We start from the raw sequence: 17,947 nt of genomic DNA on the forward strand, positions 1-17,947 counted from the left end.
TTATTTGTAAAAAAAGACCTACGCTTTCGCGTGAGTCTAAATGTTAAGTTGACGACATTGGGGCCAGGCCCCATAAAGAAAGAATAAACAAATTCTAAAATATTTGTAAATTCGAAGCAGCACGCGTAGCACAAAGAAATGGATTGTGGCATAATTTTAGTAAGAAAATCTTACTTTTGAAAGGAGCATTTTATGAATACGCAGGTTTTGACAGTTTCATCTAAAGGGCAGATTTCCTTACCTGTTGCTATCCGAAAGTTATTGTCTATTGATGCTGGTGACAAGTTAGTGGCGTATGCTTCTGGAGATGTTATTATGCTGAAAACGTTGAAACTGCCGACGGCAGAAGAGTTTGAAGCATCTCTTGATGAAGCGCAGAAGTGGGCGTCTTCGGTTGGGTATAAGGAAGAAGACGTAAACGATATAATTAAGTCTGTGAGGCAGAGTAAACGGAAATGAGAATAGTTGTTGATACGAATGTTTTAATTTCCGGAGTTTTCTTTGGCGGATTTCCTCGACAAATCTTAAATGCGGTGGTAGAAAGCAGATTGACGGCATGCGCTACAACTGAGATTATTGATGAATACGAGGAAATCGTGCAGGAAATGATCGATAGGAAGCAGGGGCATATTAATCGTCAATTGCTGGCACCGCTGGTACAGGCTTTGGAAGTAGTTGAACCTGTAACACATGTCGAATTGAGCAGAGATCCTGACGATGACAAGTTTCTGGGATGCGCCAAAGATGCAAAAGCGTTGTATATCGTAAGCGGTGATAAAGACTTGCTGGTTTTAGAAAAGTTTGAGAATATTGAAATTATTACAGCTAAGGAATTCTGGGAAAAATATATGCAGAGTTATTGAGAATCAAATATCGTTCCGCCGTGCGAGACTGTTATTCTGACATTTCCGAGATCAGCTCTCTGCGGCGGATATATAGTGATTAACATATAGATAAAGACGCAAATAATGTGGCAGAAGAATCAAAGGCAGTGAATGGTAGAAGTACAGCGTCGTATGCATTGCCCGTATAATGCGGAGCAGGTCAGAATATGTTGGATTTAACTTGCGCCAGGGCTGATTTCTGTAAAAAGTCAAGAAATTTTTTAAAGGCAAAATCTCGAGAACCCTTGAAAACACGTGGGGTAAACCGCTTCATATAGTCTGATTAACGACCATATGCAATTCTGAAACTTCGTGCTAGAATCTGGTTATATTAAAGATTCTTCTACGGAATCCACCCAGTGGATGATTCATGTTCTGTTATCCTGTAAGCGCATATTTCGCGTACATCTTAGGTCAGTTTACAAGGAACTACACGCAGACCGTGAAACGGGCTGCTGACAACAAACGGCGCTATGCTCCCGGCTGGGTGCATAGCACCTGTTTGTTGCGGGGGTTTCCAAAGGGGGCAGCGCCCCATTTGGCACACGACTTTGCGGAGCAAAGTGTAGTGTGTTATACGCTCTGTCGGCGTTGCCCTGAAAATACCGTTGCCGCCGGGGAGGGCAAGGGCATTTGACGCGGCAGGAAAGCAGGGCTTTGTTTGGGGCTGGTAAGCCGGAAACAAAGGGCTGATTTCAGCAGCAGACAGGGCGTATTATGAAAGCCCCCGTCCCTCGTCCTCCGCCCCCGGCCTATGGGACAAAAAGTCCCAAAGCTCTGGACACCGTGACCAGATGTGTGGCCACACTCCGGGAAAAGTAGCAGGACGGCAGGAAACCGTCAAGGCTGAAATGAATGGGCTGACGCCCGGCCTTGACCGTTCCCCGCCGCCCCACTGGATGGGTGGACAAGGTGGCCAATCCCTAAAAGTGTTTGGCCGCACTCGTTCATTTTGGGGCCTTTCTTCTCCCAAAATTGAAATGGGCGGGAAAGCCCTAAAATGGCTTTCCCGCCTTGATTACCCATTAGCAAAGACGGGCGAGACTGTCAACGGCGGCGCTGAAAGCGCCGTTCATCTTGACCGTTGACTGGCTCGCCTGGCTTTGCTACTGCCCGTAAGAGATGGAAAAACAAGATGGAAAACAAGGTTAAAAATGGTTGACAAGTCTATCGGATGTGTGTTATACTGTGCGACAGTTTGAGATTGGAAGGAGGCTTACGTGTGTTAATTTGTGTACGCTAATAAGCAATAAAAAGTAGAAGTACCTTTCCACATGATGGTGGGCTTTTTTTGCGTGCGTATGCAAAGGAACACGTAGGTTTGACACGAGCAGTCTTTGAACTGTATCGTGGTGTTTTTTCGTGCTTTGTTGTTATGCAGGCGTCTGCCCTCTCTGTGGGACAACGCCTGCTTTTTATTGCAGAAACAAAGGAACAATGCAATAAAAAAGGAGGTTCGCATTATGACCCAAAACAACAATTCATGGAGAAAAACTTATTTTACACTTCTTGCCGGACAAGCAATATCCTTTATTAGCAGCGGTATTTTGCAAATGGCCATTATCTTTTATTTGGTTGCGAAAACTAATTCTGCAATCATATTGACGGCGGCAACACTGATTGGATTTTTGCCGCAAGCCTGTTTAGGCCCGTTTGCAGGTGCTTTTGTTGACCGGCACAGCCGTAAAAGCGTAATGATTGGTGCGGATTTGATAATTGCCGCCGCTGGCGGTATTCTGGCGCTGGTGGCGTTTTACATGGAATTGCCCGTATGGTCTATTATGGTTGTCCTGTTAATCCGAAGTGCGGGAACTGCTTTTCATTCTCCAGCATTCAGCGCAGCAACACCTATGATTGTGCCAAAAGAGGAACTTACAAAATGCGCTGGTTACACGCAGACCATGCAAGCAGTAAGTGCGATTATCAGTCCAGCTGCCGCAGCGTTTTTATATGCTGTTTGGCCTCTTAATGCAATTATATTGTTAGATATTGTGGGTGCAATCCTTGCCTGTGTGACTGTTGCGATTTCGTCCATACCAACGCCTGAACTATGTCCAGAAACGAAAAGACAACAGTTTTTACAGGATATGAAAGAGGGGTATGTGGTATTAAAGCAAAACAGGGGCCTCTTTGCTCTGCTCTGGATTGGTGTAATTTATATGTTCTTTTATATGCCAATCAGTACGCTTTTTCCTCTCATCTGTATGTCATACTTCAAAGGAACACCGGCCCATGCCTCTGCCGCTGAAATTGCTTTTGCGGTTGGTATGCTGCTTGGCGGAGTCATTCTGAGCATTTGGGGCGGTTTTAAGAAACGGCGGTACACCATCGGTCTTTCCGTTCTCCTGATGGGCGTTAGCATTATGCTCTCCGGGCTTTTGCCGCCAGACGCATTTCTTGTCTTTGTTGTGTGCTGTACTGTTATGGGAATTTCCGCTCCATTTTACGGTGTGCAAAATGCGATTTTTCAAGAAACGGTCAAACCAGAATATCTGGGGAGAGTTTTTTCTCTACTGACAAGCGCCGCTTCCCTCGCCATGCCGTTTGGCCTTGTCATTTCCGGGCCTCTGGCGGAGCGGCTGGGAGTTGAGAAATGGTTTGTCATTTGCGGAATTGGCATTATCATCGTTGCGCTTGCCGTATTTTTACTACCCGGTTTGAGAGAGATTGACAATACGCAATAATCAACTGCACCTTTTTCTATTACTAAACAAAATGCCTGGATGGTTTTCAGGAGGGCGTTGCAAAGGAAATGTGATTGCCTTTTGCAACGAATCTTAGCGTGATTTTTTATTGGAGGTCATATGTTGAATATGGTTAAGAATGCTTCTGTTCAAGCCACGGATATATATAAGGATCCATATGGATACACATATTCTGAAATGGTTGGTGTATTGGGAGAAGTTGAGGCGGATAAGTTTTATCGCGAATTATACTCCGGTTCCCAAAGTAGTAACAAGTATAAAACGATAACTATCAAGGAAATCTTTCGTGGTCCGGATACTCAGAAATATGCTTTTGAATTGTCAGATGGCTATTGCATTGAAACGGTAAGCATTAAAAGAAAAACTGGTACTACTGTATGCGTGAGCACCATGATAGGTTGCCCTGTTGGGTGCATCTTTTGCGCCTCTGGTGAAAATGGATTTGTCAGAAATCTAACACCATCTGAAATAGTTCAACAAGTAATACTGATAAATGGTAGAGTAAATAGGATTGTATTCATGGGCATGGGAGAACCTCTGTTCAATTATGATAACGTGATAAAGTCCATTCATATATTAAGAGACCGCAAAGGACTTGATTTTCCAACAGATGGTATAACAATATCAACAACGGGACCGCTCCCTCAGATGAAGAAGTTGAGAGAAGAACATTTAAAAATCCAACTTACGTTATCCCTGCATGCCACGAATCAGCATGTAAGGGACTATATCATGCCGCATATGAAAGGGTATGATATAAATGAAGTAGTTCAATCAGTACTCTCATATTCAGAAAGACATAATCGTAGCGTTACTATAGCATATTTGCTTATACCGGGTGTAAATGATCGTGCGAATGATGTAAAACAGTTGGGAAGATGGTTTCGTGACAAAAATGTATTGATTAATCTTTTACAATACAATGAAACGGATTGTAAAGCAGTTCGAAGACCAAACAAACAGGAACTCGTTGCATTTCGTGATAAGTTAAATAAGGTGGGACTTACTGTGAAAATCAGAGAATCCCGAGGTGGCAATATAAAAGCCGCATGTGGTCAATTGGTAAGTAGATTAAATAACCGCAATATGAGTGCACCCAAGAAAAAAGGAGCTTCGGAATTGGATACAGGTTCGTCGAACAATGCTGGATCTTCGAGTAGATTGAAGCCAAGTAAGAGACGTTATGTAAACAATAAAAGCAAGAATGGAAAAAAGGGTTCATCGCATAAATAAGAGCATGTCGGAGTGTGATCTAGTATTTGCGTTCACTGATCTGCATGAACTTCACAAATGGAGGCTCGATTATGAATGAATTTGTTGATATGCATGTCCATTCAAAATTCTCAATTGATGGAATGTCTACGATGGAGGATTATTGTCTGATTGCCGGCAAAACGGGTACAAGAGTTATTTGTTTTACTGAACATGTGGATTTTAATTCAGCGGAAAAGAATCTTTCAATTGTTAAGGATAACAGAAAACAGAACTTTGTTGTTGATGATTATTTCCGTGAAATAAACCGCTTGCGAAAAAAATACGGTTCGTTAACTTTGCTAAGTGGAATTGAGTTTTCGGAACCCAGCTTGTTTCCAGAAGAGTTTGCCTTATATTATTCACTCCGCATTTATTTTATATATCTCCATGTACCTTTTAGAATTACAATCTGCCAAGGAATCTCGCCTTCAGCTTTTGGAGAAACTCTGCTAAGCAGTGTTTCACATTTCTTGTGAAGTTCCACAGCTCTTGTGGCATAATCGTTGAATGCTCCCATATAATAGAGACATTAAAATCGGAAGTTGTGGAGGTAAAATATAGATGAATCAAGGTAGAATTATTGTAATCACAGGTGCGCCGGGGACAGGAAAAACTACAAATACTGTAGAAAAGAGGAAGGAAATAATAAATGGCTAAAATGAGAATATCACCGGAATTGAAAAAACTGATCGAAAAATACCGCTGCGTAAAAGATACGGAAGGAATGTCTCCTGCTAAGGTATATAAGCTGGTGGGAGAAAATGAAAACCTATATTTAAAAATGACGGACAGCCGGTATAAAGGGACCACCTATGATGTGGAACGGGAAAAGGACATGATGCTATGGCTGGAAGGAAAGCTGCCTGTTCCAAAGGTCCTGCACTTTGAACGGCATGATGGCTGGAGCAATCTGCTCATGAGTGAGGCCGATGGCGTCCTTTGCTCGGAAGAGTATGAAGATGAACAAAGCCCTGAAAAGATTATCGAGCTGTATGCGGAGTGCATCAGGCTCTTTCACTCCATCGACATATCGGATTGTCCCTATACGAATAGCTTAGACAGCCGCTTAGCCGAATTGGATTACTTACTGAATAACGATCTGGCCGATGTGGATTGCGAAAACTGGGAAGAAGACACTCCATTTAAAGATCCGCGCGAGCTGTATGATTTTTTAAAGACGGAAAAGCCCGAAGAGGAACTTGTCTTTTCCCACGGCGACCTGGGAGACAGCAACATCTTTGTGAAAGATGGCAAAGTAAGTGGCTTTATTGATCTTGGGAGAAGCGGCAGGGCGGACAAGTGGTATGACATTGCCTTCTGCGTCCGGTCGATCAGGGAGGATATCGGGGAAGAACAGTATGTCGAGCTATTTTTTGACTTACTGGGGATCAAGCCTGATTGGGAGAAAATAAAATATTATATTTTACTGGATGAATTGTTTTAGTACCAAGACAGGAAAGATTGCGATTAAATAAGCAGGAGAAAATATAATTATGTCCAAGTATAAAAAAATGAAACAGCTCATAGCGGATATGCGCTTACCTGAGTATCGTTATAAGCAACTGCTTGATGCTGTGTTCCTACAAGGAATTATGCGTTTTGAAGATATGAAGTTGCTTCCAAAAACGCTGCGCGAAAAGTTGGTGGAGCAGTTTGGTGAAACTGTTGTGGAGATCAAGGCGATCCATCATGAGAAATCAATGCAAACTGACAAGGTGCTGTTTGAACTGTCGGACGGAAACCGTGTGGAAACGGTGGGCCTGTTTTATAAAGAGGGCTGGAACTCCTTTTGCATTTCATCTCAAAGCGGTTGCGGCTTCGGTTGTAAGTTTTGCGCAACAGGGACTTTGGGATTACGCAGAAACTTGACTGTGGATGAAATTACCGACCAAATCCTATATTTTATGCAACAAGGATGCAGTATCAACAGTATCTCTTTTATGGGAATGGGAGAGCCGTTCGCTAATCCACAAGTTTTTGAAGCCCTGCATGATCTGACCGCCCCGGAACTGTTCGGGCTGTCCCAGCGACGCATCACCATTTCGACTATCGGTATCGTGCCGGGTATTCAAAAATTGACAAGAGAATATCCGCAAGTCAATCTGGCCTATTCCCTCCACGCACCTACTGACCGTCTGAGGGAAACGCTCATGCCAATAACTAAAACATACCCCCTTGGTCAGGTACTGGATACATTAGATCAGCACATTCGGCAAACAAATCGCAAGGTGTTTTTGGCATACATCATGCTAAAGGATGTCAATGACAGCGACAGACACGCAGAGCAACTTACCAAGTTGTTATTCAAACACAAAAAGTATTTGCCACTATACCATTTAGATTTAATCCCATACAATCAAACGACAGTTACGGAAACTATGGTGCGCTCAAGCCACACACGAATAAAGGCCTTTTGCCGTATCATTCATAATGCAGGAATTAGCGTCAATATCCGAACGCAATTTGGCTCCGATATTAACGCTGCTTGTGGCCAGTTGGCGGGGGCCTACCGTGACGATCAAAAACAAGGAGAGAGAACAATGTCCGCTAGAGATGTAAAGAGTTTTGGTGAAGAGGTTGAAGCGAGCTGTTGAACGCTCAAAGTTAGACCGAAAGACAAATATCGAATTGGTAGAAACCATGTGGGAGCAATTTTCCAATTTGGGAATCTATGAATTAAATGTTATAGATACAACTACGCATTCAATCAAAGATACTGTTTCAGCAGTAAAAGAAAAAATAGTAAGCGGTACGGCTTTACTATTTTAGACAACTTCCAGTTTTTCGATTTGATGCTTGACAAGTGAATTATAATAAGAAAAAAGAGATATTGACCCTTGGCGCGTTGATATCTCTTTTTTCGTGAAAGAAAAAAACTACTCTGCAACTTTCTATAAATTGAAGAGTAGTCTAATCCAATGCCGAATGGAGGGGGTGCAATCGTTTCATTGTATCAAAATGGTGGTTACGATGAATCCATGTCCTTGCGGCTATTATCCGGGGCCTAAATGCCGCTGCAGCGATTATGAGATTATAAAATACCGAGGGAAAATATCCGGTCCGATCATGGACCGCATCGACATTCAGAAGGAAGTGAAACCGGTAAATTACTTTACACTCGAGCAGGAAGATGCGATGGTATCATCTGCTGAAATTCGGAAAAGAGTAGAAGCGGCGAGAAAAATCCAGCAGTGCCGTTATAAAAATGATCCGGGCATCAACTGTAACGCACAGATGTCGACCGCACAGATGCAGAAATACTGTGTCCTGGATGAGGAATCACGGACACTTCTGAAGGAAACCAGTGAAAAATACGGCTATAGCGCACGTGTGATTCACAAGCTGCTTCGGCTTGCCCGCACGAGCGCAGATCTCAATAGTGCTGAGAACATTCGCCTACAGGATATCAAACGCATTCTGAACTATCGAGATCTCGATAAGAGCAACAGTGAAATGCTCGTTGTGAAGTGAAAACTTGCGCGATGAAAGAAAAACTTGAAAAATCAATGATGAAGAGCTTGAAATTATAGAAAGGAAGAAGTGATGTTGGAATACTGGATCTGGCTGACGACGTTGCCACGCATCGGCCCTGTTACGGCGAATCGCCTCATGAAAAAGTTCGGGAATCCGGAAAATGTATATCACGGTTCGGAAGAGGAATTAAAGAAAATGGGTGACCTGACAACTGCGCAGAGAAATATTCTCCTCGAAAATAAGGGCCTGGACGATGCAAAAAGAATACTTGAGGAGTGTGATCAGAAGCATATTTCGTTGCTGACGCTTGATGATCCGCGCTACCCGAAGCGCGCCAGAAACTGTAAGGATACTCCGATTCTTCTATATTATAAAGGCAAGTTACAGTCGATCGATCAGTCGGTCGGCATCGTCGGAGCTCGCCGCTGCACACAGGAGACGAAGCGTCTCGTCGCTTCACTTGCCGAGGCCAATGCAGAGAAACACGTTGCGGTCGTCAGTGGTATGGCAAAAGGCGTCGATTCGTATGCTCATACCGCATGCCTGCAGGCTGGTGGATATACCATTGCTGTTCTCGCGAATGGCCTCGATATCTGTTATCCGAGTGAGCATGCAAAATTGAAAGAAGTTTTAGAAACGGACGGACTTCTGATCTCTGAATATCCACCCGGTACGTATCCCGCACGCTATACCTTCCCGGAAAGAAACCGAATAATCAGCGCCTGGTCCGACGAACTGATTGTCGTCGCTGCCGGTAAAGGAAGCGGTGCACATATCACTGCAAAGTTCAGCGATTATTATGGGCGGAAGGTTAGCTATATGTGAGCTGTTTATAAACTGGAGCAGCAACGCTAAGCGGTGTGCCAGATATAAAGAACGCAAGAAACAGAAGCAATCCGAACCAAAGTAGAATATTCGGTGCCTGCTGTAACCAGCAGGCACCGAATGAATGATGTTAAGGTATAGATTGAAATAATCACATTCGAAGGTTCATGAGTTATTTGACAGTGAAGATCAGGCGCACGGCGGCGGTGTCGTCGTAGTGTGCAGCGCGTATGTTACCGGTGCTGTCGGCATGGAGGAAGTACTCGTCGCGGGTGGCTTCGTCGGACATGCCCTGTTCGGCGTAGGTATCCTCACTGAGGTAGGCGGATGGTGTGCTTCGGAGCCAGTAGGATTCGTCGCTGCGCCAGCTGTCGGCGAGGGCTGGGATGTAGCGCTCAGGCTTCAGGTACATACTGAGCAGAGGATCACCATCGTCGTCGAGCGGCAGGTAAGTGTTCTCTTCCATTTTCGTCAGCGTGTATTCGTGAAGCTCCTGCGCAGACGGGAACCACAGTAGAGAAGATTTCATCTTTCCCTTGGTGAACAGCTGAGGAAGCCTGGATTCTGGTGTTGTTTTGTCGGATAGGTAAGTTGTATATCGACCACGTTCAACCCCAGGGGATTCAGCCTGATAGCCTCGACTTATGTATTTTTTCGTCGACTGCAGTGGAAGCAAAGTACCAGCACAGCTTTCGTCCGCTTCTGGTATGCGGATCAGATAGCCTGGATAGGTGAATTCGTGCTGCGAGTAGGTGCCGTCATCATCTTCGAGATAGAATCTGAACGGTGATTTTGTTCCAGTGCCGATCAGTGTACGGAACAGCCATGTATCGCAGATACCACCTAAGTTCGACTGCTTGTAGGTCGGTGTAGATTCAGAATCATGCAAGCTGGTTCCGACGTACATCGGGACGGCGCTCAGCTCCGGGATGGCGTAGGCCTGCGCGAAGGTGAGCTGGCCATCGCGGTCGTCGACGAGCGAGACGTAGAGCGGATAATCCTGCGTTGTGGTGTCGGTCGACGGAAGCGGCCACGAAACTGGTGGGCCGCTCAGGTACAGAAGCCCGGTGCAGTGATTCGTGATGCAGTCGCCGTAGGCGTCACGGTTTGCGAGGATCGTCGACCAGTCATCGGTCGCGATACAGCGGACGGAAGGATCTGAAGTGTGGGCGTGATTACGGTCGTCAGAAGGAGGCGCTGGAGTTTCTGGATCGGTCGTCTCTGGTGGGGACGGAGGATCTAGCAACTCGCCAGGATCCGGGGATTCCGGGTCTGGTGCGCTCGGCACGGTGTTTTCGCTACGTGGCGGCTCGGAAGGCGTGGCCGGAGAATCATTCTCGCGTGGGAGCTCGGAAGGCGTGGCTGTGGAATCTTCGTCACGCGGAAGCTCAGATGGAGTGGCGGTCGTGCCGGTATTCGTGTCATCGTCGCGGGTCAGCTCAGACGGAGAGGCCTTCGGAGGGATTGTGAGCCGATCGGTGACGAGATCCTCTGAGTCGATTAACGACTGATCGCAGTCTGTATTCGTCGGACGAGTGGCAGCCGGTGAAGAGTGACGTTTGTTCCGAGAGCGATAATTAAGAAGAGAGCCATACGGAGCGAGGCCGTTGGCGCGATAGAACCAGGCACCGAGGCTGTCCTGATGATAGTTGCCGCGGTCGCGCTCCGGAAGGAAACTGTACTCGATGCCATCGATCGTGTGGGAACCTGCGAGCATATGACCGTCGGACGGATCGAAGTAGTAAGTGAAGCCGTCGACATCGTGATGCCAGCCGGTTTTGAGAAGAGTAGATTCAGAATCCTGTGCGTCATCAGGTGACGTGGATGGAGCTGTGGTTCTGAGCAGAGAAGTAGATTGCGTCGGAACCTGGTAGTACCAGTGACGGGAGTCGTCGGCATAGTACCAGCCGGTACCAGACTGCGGACGGAGTGCGTTCCGGGTGCGAGATGTACGAAGCGCCGGAGAAGAGGACACAGTACGACTAGGCGGATGAGCAGCGTTCGGAGGCTCGGCGGCCATCGCGGAACGGGATGACACCAGTGCAAGGAAAATGACCAGAATGAAGGAACGGGTAAGGGCGCGGGAAGTGCGCTGAGCTACGAGTGCGGATTCAGAACTTGAATTCATGACGATTTTCCTTTCTTAAAAATAAGAAGATTAAGCCACTTGTATGCGGCGTAGTTATATATGATATTACCATAGATTTATAAAAGAGGGTTGAAAACAGATGAATTATTTAGAAACCTATGAGTCGTTATATCACAAGTCACCTGACGGTGAGGTATTCTGTCCGTACAGAATCTCGCCGCTCGGTGCCCACATTGACCACCAGTACGGGAAGATCCACGGTCTCGCGATCGATAAGGGAATCCATATCGCGTACAGTGCGAAGAAGAACGGTGTCATCGAGCTCTGTTCGCTGAACTTTCCGAAGCGTGCGCAGTTCCACATTCGTTCGATCGAGCAGGAGAAGGTGGGCGACTGGGCGGATCATCTTCGCGGGGCGACGCTGATGCTGTCGGAGAAGCATACGCTTTCGGTGGGTATGAGCGCCGTGATCGAGGGCGAGCTGGTCTTCGAGAGTGGCTGGAGCAGCATCCACAATTATGAGTGAGAAGGCGATTCTGGACTGGCTGGTGGAGGATCTCGCGGCGGATCCGGAGATCGATGAGTTTATCGTGGTGACGAATCATAAGTTTGCGGAGCATTTCGTGCGCTGGGGCGAGACGAAGGCGCAGAAGGGACATCTCGCTGTGCAACCGTTTTATTTTTATCGCCGGGAGGACGTGAAGCGGATACCGGAAGCATTGGCCGCAGGCTGCGGCGCGGACGCTCCGGGAAGCTTCGTGGCGTGGCTGAGCCGGCAGGTGCCGATGCACGCGTTCGTGATGCCGGGGAAGCGGTATGACGTCGGGGACGTGGAGAGTTACCGAAGGGTATGTCGGGTGTTTGAAGGGAAGTAAAGTGGCTTTAGAAAATCTTCAGGAAGTTCACATTCACAGTGAAATTCTGTTGAGTGCTTGATATTTTTAGTTGAATAACGCATAATGAATATATGAAAATCATACGGTGGTATGTGAAACGAATATAAATAGGGAGGCGCTCATTATGGCAGAACAGACTTTAGTTCAGGCACGTGTTGATAAAGAACTGAAACAGGAAGTGACGGAAATCTACGAAGCTTTAGGGATGGACATTCCAACGGCTATCAGAATGTTTTTTGTCAGAAGCAAGATGGTACGGGGGATTCCATTTGATACGACTTTGCCAAAAGGCGTTGTGACAAGAACGGAAGCTTTGAGTGCTTTAGATGATATGTTTAAGCAGGCAGAAGCCGTTCCTGAGATGACTTTGGATGAAATCAATGCAGAGATAGCGGATGTGAGAGCGGCTAGAAAGGCGGCAAAGTGATGCGATGCTACGCCGTGGTTGATACAAATGTAATCGTGTCAGCTGTTATTACCAAAAACCCGGACTCACCTCCACGGCAAGTATTTCGGGCGATGTTGTCAGGAGAAATTATCCCACTGTATCACCCGGACATTTTAGCGGAATACGAAGAGGTATTAAGCCGAAAAAAGTTTCATTTAAACCCGGAAACGATTCAGACAGTGTTAGAAGCTGTACGGCAGTTTGGCGTTGAGGTGATGCCAAAACCAACCGGTGAAATACTGATTGATATGGATGACCTTGTGTTCTATGAGGTTGCAATGGAAAAGCGTGAAGACGATGCCTATCTTGTGACGGGAAATCAGAAACACTATCCGGTCAGAAATTTCATTGTTACCCCGGCAGAGATGCTGGAAATCCTGAAAAAATAATAGCGTTTGGGTACGGTGTTGGGGCCATCTTCATAGTAAAGAAAGTTGACGACATTGGGGCCAGGCCCCATAAAGAAAAATACGGAGCGGACGCTCCGGGAAGCTTCGCGGCGTGGCTGAGCCGGCAGGTGCCGATGCACGCGTTCGTGATGCCGGGGAAGCGGTATGATGTCGGGGACGTGGAGAGCTATCGAAGGGTATGTCGGGTGTTTGAGGAAGGCGGATTGGTTTCGGAGAGTGGGAGCTGGAGGTATAAACATGCATAAATATGAGCGTATAGTTTTTTGGTCTGAAGAAGATCAAAAATGGATCGTAGATGTTCCGGAACTTCCTGGCTGTATGGCAGATGGTGCAACAGCAGAGGAGGCCCTGGAAAACGTAGAAATAGTCATTTCTGAATGGCTGGAAACAGCGGAAGCATTAGGTAGAGAAATCCCAGCACCTAAAGGTAGATTGATATATGCATAACATGCCGTGTGCACATAAGAATTTTACATTCTTCCGCCGCGCGAGACTGTTATTTTGACATTTCCGAGATCAGCTCTCTGCGGCGGATATATAGTGATTGACGTATAGATAAAAACGCAAATAATATGACGGAAGAATCAAAGGCAGTGAATGGTAGAAGTACAGCGTCGTATGCAGTGCCCGGATAATGTGGAGCAGGTCAGAATATGCTGGATTTCTGCAATTTTAAATAAGAGAGAAATCACGGAAGAGTGGCTTTTTGAACTGATGCAGGATGGCTCTGCCCATAATCTGTTTATGAGAGAAAAGGAGAAAGCGCCCGTATTGGGAGATGGGGTGAATCCAACCACTTCTGAAAAAAACAGGTTTGCTGTGTATGCCGAAGATTTTGCTGGTCATAATACTCAGCTCTTTTTGGCAGAGATGAACAGAGGAAAGAAGTATGAGGACAATTCAAAACTGCTGTTCTTCAAAAATGTGTTTGAATGGATTATAAATCATATCGTTGTCATTAATCCGAACATCGGCATTTCTGATACAGATGCCTATTATAGCGAGGAATCTCTGGATACCATAAGCAGTTTAATCAAAACTTTTGATACCGGTGTCAGCGAAATCAAGACAAAACAGATCACCATGGAAGAAATGAGCCAGATGGTCCCTAAGGAAGTTCTGTATGAGATTTTTAATACCTTGAAGAAACAAATGCAGATGACAAATCTTCCGGAATTGAAAATGACATGGAGAATTGCAGATGGTTTCTTTAACATTCGCATTGCCGGTGCGAGTGAACCGGAAATTACAACGCTTGTTTTAAAACATGGAAATCTGGTATTTGATTTCAGCTTTCATGAGGAATCTGACGGAACGAAGAGACTGTTCGATCTGATAGATATGCTGATGAGTAAAAGAAAAGATGTAGTCTTTGTGGTTGATGAGCTGGAAAGAAGTCTCCACCCTAAGCTGACGGAGCATTTCTTAAAACTGTTTATGGAGGCCCATGAGGCTGACAGAGTGCAGTTGGTGTTCATAACACATGAAGATACCATCATGGATCAGGAACTGTTCCGCAGAGACGAAATATGGTTCGTAGAGCGTGACGGGACGAATGCCAGCAAGATTTATTCCCTGGATAGATTCAAGGAAAGATATGATAAGAAACTGAGTAAAGCTTATCTGGAAGGACGCTATGGTGCGATTCCTGTATTTAAACAGTTTACTTTCCGAAAGGAGGGCTAAACAAATGCCGGTACATGCATATACAAATTGGAACAAGAGGGAAAGCGCTGGATGTGCTTGACTTCCATAACTATATGCACTATAGCTACCTGATCCTTACGGATTCCGGCGGAATCCAGGAGGAGGCACCGTCACTCGGCAAGCCGGTACTGGTGATGCGTGATACCACCGAGCGTCCGGAGGGCATCAAGGCGGGAACGCTGAAGCTGGTCGGCACCTCGGAGGAGGTAACCTATAACGAGTTTACGAAGCTCCTCGATAACTAGGAAGAGTATGAAAAGATGTCACACGCAGCGAACCCGTACGGGGACGGACACGCATGCGAAAGAATCGCGGATATACTGGAATACGGAGAGATGAAGACGAGTAAAGAATAAAAGAGGAGGGAGGCCGGTGCCCGTGGAAGAGAGCGGGCATCGGATGAATTGTGAAACGTATAGATTAAGATGGAAATGATTTGCGCGAGGATGAATATGTTTTGACGGTGAAAGAGGAGCAAGAATATAGGGAAAGGCAACATAAGTAGCACTTGATTTTTTGAGTAGATAGTAATATTATGAATATAGAAGAACAAATGTACTTGTAAAAACGATATTTAATAAAAACAGCCGGTAGAATTTGATTTTGATAAAGAAGTAAAGAAATGGTGGCGGGGCAACCTCGTGAGTAAGGAGTATAATGGGTCAGGTGTTTGAGGGGAAGTGGGGTGGTCAAAAGTATAGACAGCGTATGGTATACTAAAGGAAACAATTAGAAGGGGAGGCTACAATAGGGCCGGGTACCATAAATATTAAATCCAGTCCCTGTTAAAAGGGAGTGATGGTGAAAAGCTTGTTTAAAGGGAGGAGGATAAACATATGCCTACAACTGAGATTAATGAGTTAACAAATAGTTTTGTTAAAGACTTAATGCCAATACGAATCTATTTGTTTGGATCTTTTGCAGAAGGAAAACAGAATGCAGACAGCGATTTTGATTTTTATATCATTGTGGATGATTCGCAAAAGGATATGCTTGGGCTTACGGCTAAAGCGTATAAGGCGATAAGGCATAAGCAAAAGCGATCTGTTGACATCATAGTAAATACGGAAAAGACATTTGAAGACAGAAAAGAAAAAATCGCTTCCGTGGAGAGTGAGGTGGTACAGAAGGGGGTGCTGCTATATGGAGCATGAAGACATCATGTGGATTGAGTTTGCAAAAACAGATCTTGGAGTAGCGGAGCATCTTGATAAACAGTACTATCCAAAGCCATTGGAAATCATTTGCTATCACTGCCAGCAGGCGGTAGAGAAAGCAATCAAAGCAATCATTATATCGTATGGTGCACAAGGCGGGATGCCGAAGAAACACAATCTCTCATTTCTTCTGGAGCAAATAAAGAACAAGGTGGAAATTCCAGAGAAGTATTATGATTATGCGGATGCATTAACGCCATATGGAATCGCAGTACGGTATCCAAATGAACTTGACATTGAAGAACGACATGTACGAGATGCGTTACTATATGCAAAAGAAATTGTAGGTTGGGCAGAGAAAATTGTGGAGCAGAAAGAATAGAATACCAGATGAAATCAACAGGGGTCGGGAGGTCGTGAAGCGGATTCCGGAAGCATTGGCCGCGGGATGCGGTGCGGACGCTCCGGGAAGTTTCGAGGCGTGGCTGAGCTGGCAGGTGCCGATGCACGCGTTCGTGATGCCCGGGAAGAGGTATGACGTCGGGGACGTGGAGAGCTACCGAAGTGTATGTCGGGTGTTGAGGGGACGAAAAGTTGATGAGAAGTGAAGACGAGGTGGTCGGCTGCATTGGCGAAAGGAATCTTAGTTTAGGCAGATGAGTGGAAAAACGAAAAGATGCCAAAATGAGAAAAATAGATGAAAATACACAAATGTATTCCCAAACGGGAAAATAAATTGAAAATCGGCAGGGGATGTGCCATACTGGAGAAAAGGAGGTGCGTCTATGGTTGAGCGTAAGGAATACCTGGATCAGTTGTGGGCATGGAAGGATGAGCAGCAGATAAAGGTCGTGACCGGAATTCGTCGCTGTGGGAAGTCTGTTCTTCTGGAGCAGTATCAGCATAGGCTTCTGGCACATGGTGTCACACCGGATCAGATTATTTCGATCAATTTTGAAAACCTGGATTACGAGGATTTAAAGGATTACAGGAAACTGTATCAGTATTTGAAGGAACGGCTCTGTGTCGACAAAACAAGCTATATTTTTCTGGATGAGATTCAGGAGGTTCCTTCGTTTGAGAAGGTGGTAGATAGTCTGTATATCAGAGAGCGTGTGGACATATATATCACAGGCTCCAATGCGTATATGCTGTCGAGTGAGCTTGCGACGCTTCTGTCAGGTCGGTACATAGAGATCAGGATGCTGCCGCTTTCTTTCCGTGAGTATATGACGGTGACGGGGATGGCGAAGGAGGATGCCTTTGCAGAGTTCATGAAGACTGGTGGGATTCCGTATGTTGCAGTGATGGATCGGACGGACGAGAAAATCGATCAGTATCTGGAGGGGATCTATAACACAGTGATCGTAAAGGATATCGAGCAGCGGCAGGAGCGGAGAGAAGTGGAGGGGCGTGGACGTAAGGTGACGGATATCACTTTACTTAAGACGATCGCACGGTATCTGGCCAGCGTGATCGGCAGCCCGGTGTCGATGAAAAGCATCACCGACTATCTGATCTCGTCGGGGCGGAAGGTATCGCAGAATACGGTAAGTGATTATGTGGAAGCCTTAACGGAGTCCTTCGTTTTTTATCCTGTGGAGAGATTTGACATCGTAGGAAAGCAGCTTCTGAAGATCAACCAGAAGTACTATATGGTGGATATGGGCATCCGAAACCACATTCTTCCGAGAAAACGATATGATCTCGGATTTACGATCGAGAATATCGTCTATCTGGAGCTTGCCAGACGAGGATACAAGGTCAATATCGGTAAATATGGCTCTACTGAGGTCGATTTCGTGACGCAGAAGGATGGCGTGATTACCTATTATCAGGTGACGGCGGATATGACCGCAGAGGAGACGTTTGAGCGGGAGATGCGGCCACTTAGAAGTATCCAGGATAATTATGAAAAGATCGTGCTGACGCTCGACCGCTTTTCGCTCGGAAACTACGAGGGCATAAAGGTCGTGAACGTCATCGACTGGCTGTTGACGTGAGATGATCTTAAGAATTTCGTAAGGGGGTCTGACCCCAATGTCGTCAACTTAACATTTAGACTCACGCGAAAGCGTAGGTCTTTTTTTACAAATAA

20 protein-coding genes and 2 pseudogenes are annotated in these 17,947 nt (G+C 45.8%); 21 read left to right on the top strand and 1 reads right to left on the bottom strand.

What is annotated here, in order from left to right; translation table 11 throughout:
• Window positions 1-192: 192 nt before the first annotated feature.
• From ACK8P7_RS10065 to dprA, 11 genes and pseudogenes are all read left to right on the top strand, one after another.
• Window positions 193-459: an AbrB/MazE/SpoVT family DNA-binding domain-containing protein gene (locus ACK8P7_RS10065; RefSeq protein WP_410044081.1), complete on the top strand. Its 267-nt coding sequence runs from the start codon at window positions 193-195 to the stop codon at window positions 457-459.
• Entirely contained in the window at window positions 456-863 is a 408-nt protein-coding gene (locus ACK8P7_RS10070; protein WP_410044082.1) for a putative toxin-antitoxin system toxin component, PIN family, read from the top strand. The genes ACK8P7_RS10065 and ACK8P7_RS10070 overlap by 4 nt, the downstream gene beginning before the upstream one ends.
• A gap of 872 nt (window positions 864-1,735) precedes the next feature.
• Complete coding sequence (locus tag ACK8P7_RS10075) at window positions 1,736-1,972, top strand: hypothetical protein (RefSeq protein ID WP_410044083.1); 237 nt, start codon at window positions 1,736-1,738, stop codon at window positions 1,970-1,972.
• 375 nt (window positions 1,973-2,347) lie between these two features.
• Window positions 2,348-3,568, top strand: coding sequence for an MFS transporter (locus tag ACK8P7_RS10080; RefSeq protein ID WP_075680193.1), 1,221 nt, complete (start codon window positions 2,348-2,350; stop codon window positions 3,566-3,568).
• A 120-nt stretch (window positions 3,569-3,688) separates the two neighbouring features.
• A complete protein-coding gene (gene rlmN / locus ACK8P7_RS10085; RefSeq protein ID WP_009322361.1) occupies window positions 3,689-4,822 on the top strand; it encodes a 23S rRNA (adenine(2503)-C(2))-methyltransferase RlmN in 1,134 nt (377 codons plus the stop codon).
• A gap of 71 nt (window positions 4,823-4,893) precedes the next feature.
• Window positions 4,894-5,319, top strand: coding sequence for a PHP domain-containing protein (locus tag ACK8P7_RS10090; RefSeq protein ID WP_410044084.1), 426 nt, complete (start codon window positions 4,894-4,896; stop codon window positions 5,317-5,319).
• Window positions 5,320-5,492: 173 nt separating this feature from the next.
• Complete coding sequence (aph(3')-IIIa, locus tag ACK8P7_RS10095; RefSeq protein WP_001096887.1) at window positions 5,493-6,287, top strand: aminoglycoside O-phosphotransferase APH(3')-IIIa; 795 nt, start codon at window positions 5,493-5,495, stop codon at window positions 6,285-6,287.
• 49 nt (window positions 6,288-6,336) lie between these two features.
• Window positions 6,337-7,437 carry a 23S rRNA (adenine(2503)-C(8))-methyltransferase Cfr(C) gene (gene cfr(C) / locus ACK8P7_RS10100; protein WP_410044085.1) on the top strand — a complete coding sequence of 367 codons (1,101 nt, stop codon included), beginning with the start codon at window positions 6,337-6,339 and terminating at the stop codon, window positions 7,435-7,437.
• A pseudogene (locus ACK8P7_RS10105) lies at window positions 7,421-7,612 on the top strand (hypothetical protein); the annotation flags it as partial. The gene cfr(C) and the pseudogene ACK8P7_RS10105, both read left to right, overlap by 17 nt.
• A gap of 189 nt (window positions 7,613-7,801) precedes the next feature.
• Window positions 7,802-8,314, top strand: coding sequence for an ATP-binding protein (locus ACK8P7_RS10110; RefSeq protein WP_410044086.1), 513 nt, complete (start codon window positions 7,802-7,804; stop codon window positions 8,312-8,314).
• A gap of 72 nt (window positions 8,315-8,386) precedes the next feature.
• Complete coding sequence (gene dprA / locus ACK8P7_RS10115; RefSeq protein ID WP_410044087.1) at window positions 8,387-9,142, top strand: DNA-processing protein DprA; 756 nt, start codon at window positions 8,387-8,389, stop codon at window positions 9,140-9,142.
• 172 nt (window positions 9,143-9,314) lie between these two features.
• Here the strand turns inward: dprA and ACK8P7_RS10120 are convergent, their stop codons facing one another.
• Entirely contained in the window at window positions 9,315-11,270 is a 1,956-nt protein-coding gene (locus ACK8P7_RS10120; protein WP_410044088.1) for a hypothetical protein, read from the bottom strand.
• Window positions 11,271-11,370: 100 nt separating this feature from the next.
• Here ACK8P7_RS10120 and ACK8P7_RS10125 point away from each other — a divergent pair, with 100 nt between their 5' ends.
• The 10 genes and pseudogenes from ACK8P7_RS10125 to ACK8P7_RS10170 all read left to right on the top strand — a co-directional run bounded on the left by ACK8P7_RS10125 (window position 11,371) and on the right by ACK8P7_RS10170 (window position 17,852).
• Entirely contained in the window at window positions 11,371-11,757 is a 387-nt protein-coding gene (locus tag ACK8P7_RS10125) for a galactokinase family protein (RefSeq protein WP_410044089.1), read from the top strand.
• Window positions 11,750-12,106, top strand: a complete 357-nt coding sequence (locus tag ACK8P7_RS10130; RefSeq protein ID WP_410044090.1) for a hypothetical protein — start codon at window positions 11,750-11,752, stop codon at window positions 12,104-12,106. Before ACK8P7_RS10125 ends, ACK8P7_RS10130 begins: the two co-directional genes overlap by 8 nt.
• A 145-nt stretch (window positions 12,107-12,251) precedes the next feature.
• Complete coding sequence (locus tag ACK8P7_RS10135) at window positions 12,252-12,554, top strand: type II toxin-antitoxin system RelB/DinJ family antitoxin (RefSeq protein WP_410044091.1); 303 nt, start codon at window positions 12,252-12,254, stop codon at window positions 12,552-12,554.
• Window positions 12,555-12,568: 14 nt separating this feature from the next.
• Window positions 12,569-12,964 carry a putative toxin-antitoxin system toxin component, PIN family gene (locus ACK8P7_RS10140; protein WP_410044092.1) on the top strand — a complete coding sequence of 132 codons (396 nt, stop codon included), beginning with the start codon at window positions 12,569-12,571 and terminating at the stop codon, window positions 12,962-12,964.
• Between the two features lie 258 nt (window positions 12,965-13,222).
• Window positions 13,223-13,432, top strand: coding sequence for a type II toxin-antitoxin system HicB family antitoxin (locus ACK8P7_RS10145; protein WP_410044093.1), 210 nt, complete (start codon window positions 13,223-13,225; stop codon window positions 13,430-13,432).
• A 150-nt stretch (window positions 13,433-13,582) separates the two neighbouring features.
• Complete coding sequence (locus ACK8P7_RS10150; RefSeq protein ID WP_410044094.1) at window positions 13,583-14,671, top strand: AAA family ATPase; 1,089 nt, start codon at window positions 13,583-13,585, stop codon at window positions 14,669-14,671.
• Between the two features lie 47 nt (window positions 14,672-14,718).
• A pseudogene (locus ACK8P7_RS10155) lies at window positions 14,719-15,048 on the top strand (UDP-N-acetylglucosamine 2-epimerase); the annotation flags it as partial.
• A gap of 480 nt (window positions 15,049-15,528) precedes the next feature.
• Window positions 15,529-15,846 (top strand): nucleotidyltransferase domain-containing protein, encoded by a 318-nt coding sequence (locus tag ACK8P7_RS10160; RefSeq protein ID WP_410044095.1) that lies wholly within the window; start codon window positions 15,529-15,531, stop codon window positions 15,844-15,846.
• Complete coding sequence (locus ACK8P7_RS10165; RefSeq protein WP_410044096.1) at window positions 15,836-16,231, top strand: HEPN domain-containing protein; 396 nt, start codon at window positions 15,836-15,838, stop codon at window positions 16,229-16,231. Before ACK8P7_RS10160 ends, ACK8P7_RS10165 begins: the two co-directional genes overlap by 11 nt.
• 403 nt (window positions 16,232-16,634) lie before the next feature.
• Window positions 16,635-17,852 (top strand): ATP-binding protein, encoded by a 1,218-nt coding sequence (locus tag ACK8P7_RS10170; protein ID WP_410044097.1) that lies wholly within the window; start codon window positions 16,635-16,637, stop codon window positions 17,850-17,852.
• The last annotated feature ends 95 nt before the right edge of the window (window positions 17,853-17,947 follow it).

This window comes from Oribacterium sp. P9 (assembly GCF_046365365.1).
Lineage (GTDB): Bacteria > Bacillota > Clostridia > Lachnospirales > Lachnospiraceae > Oribacterium.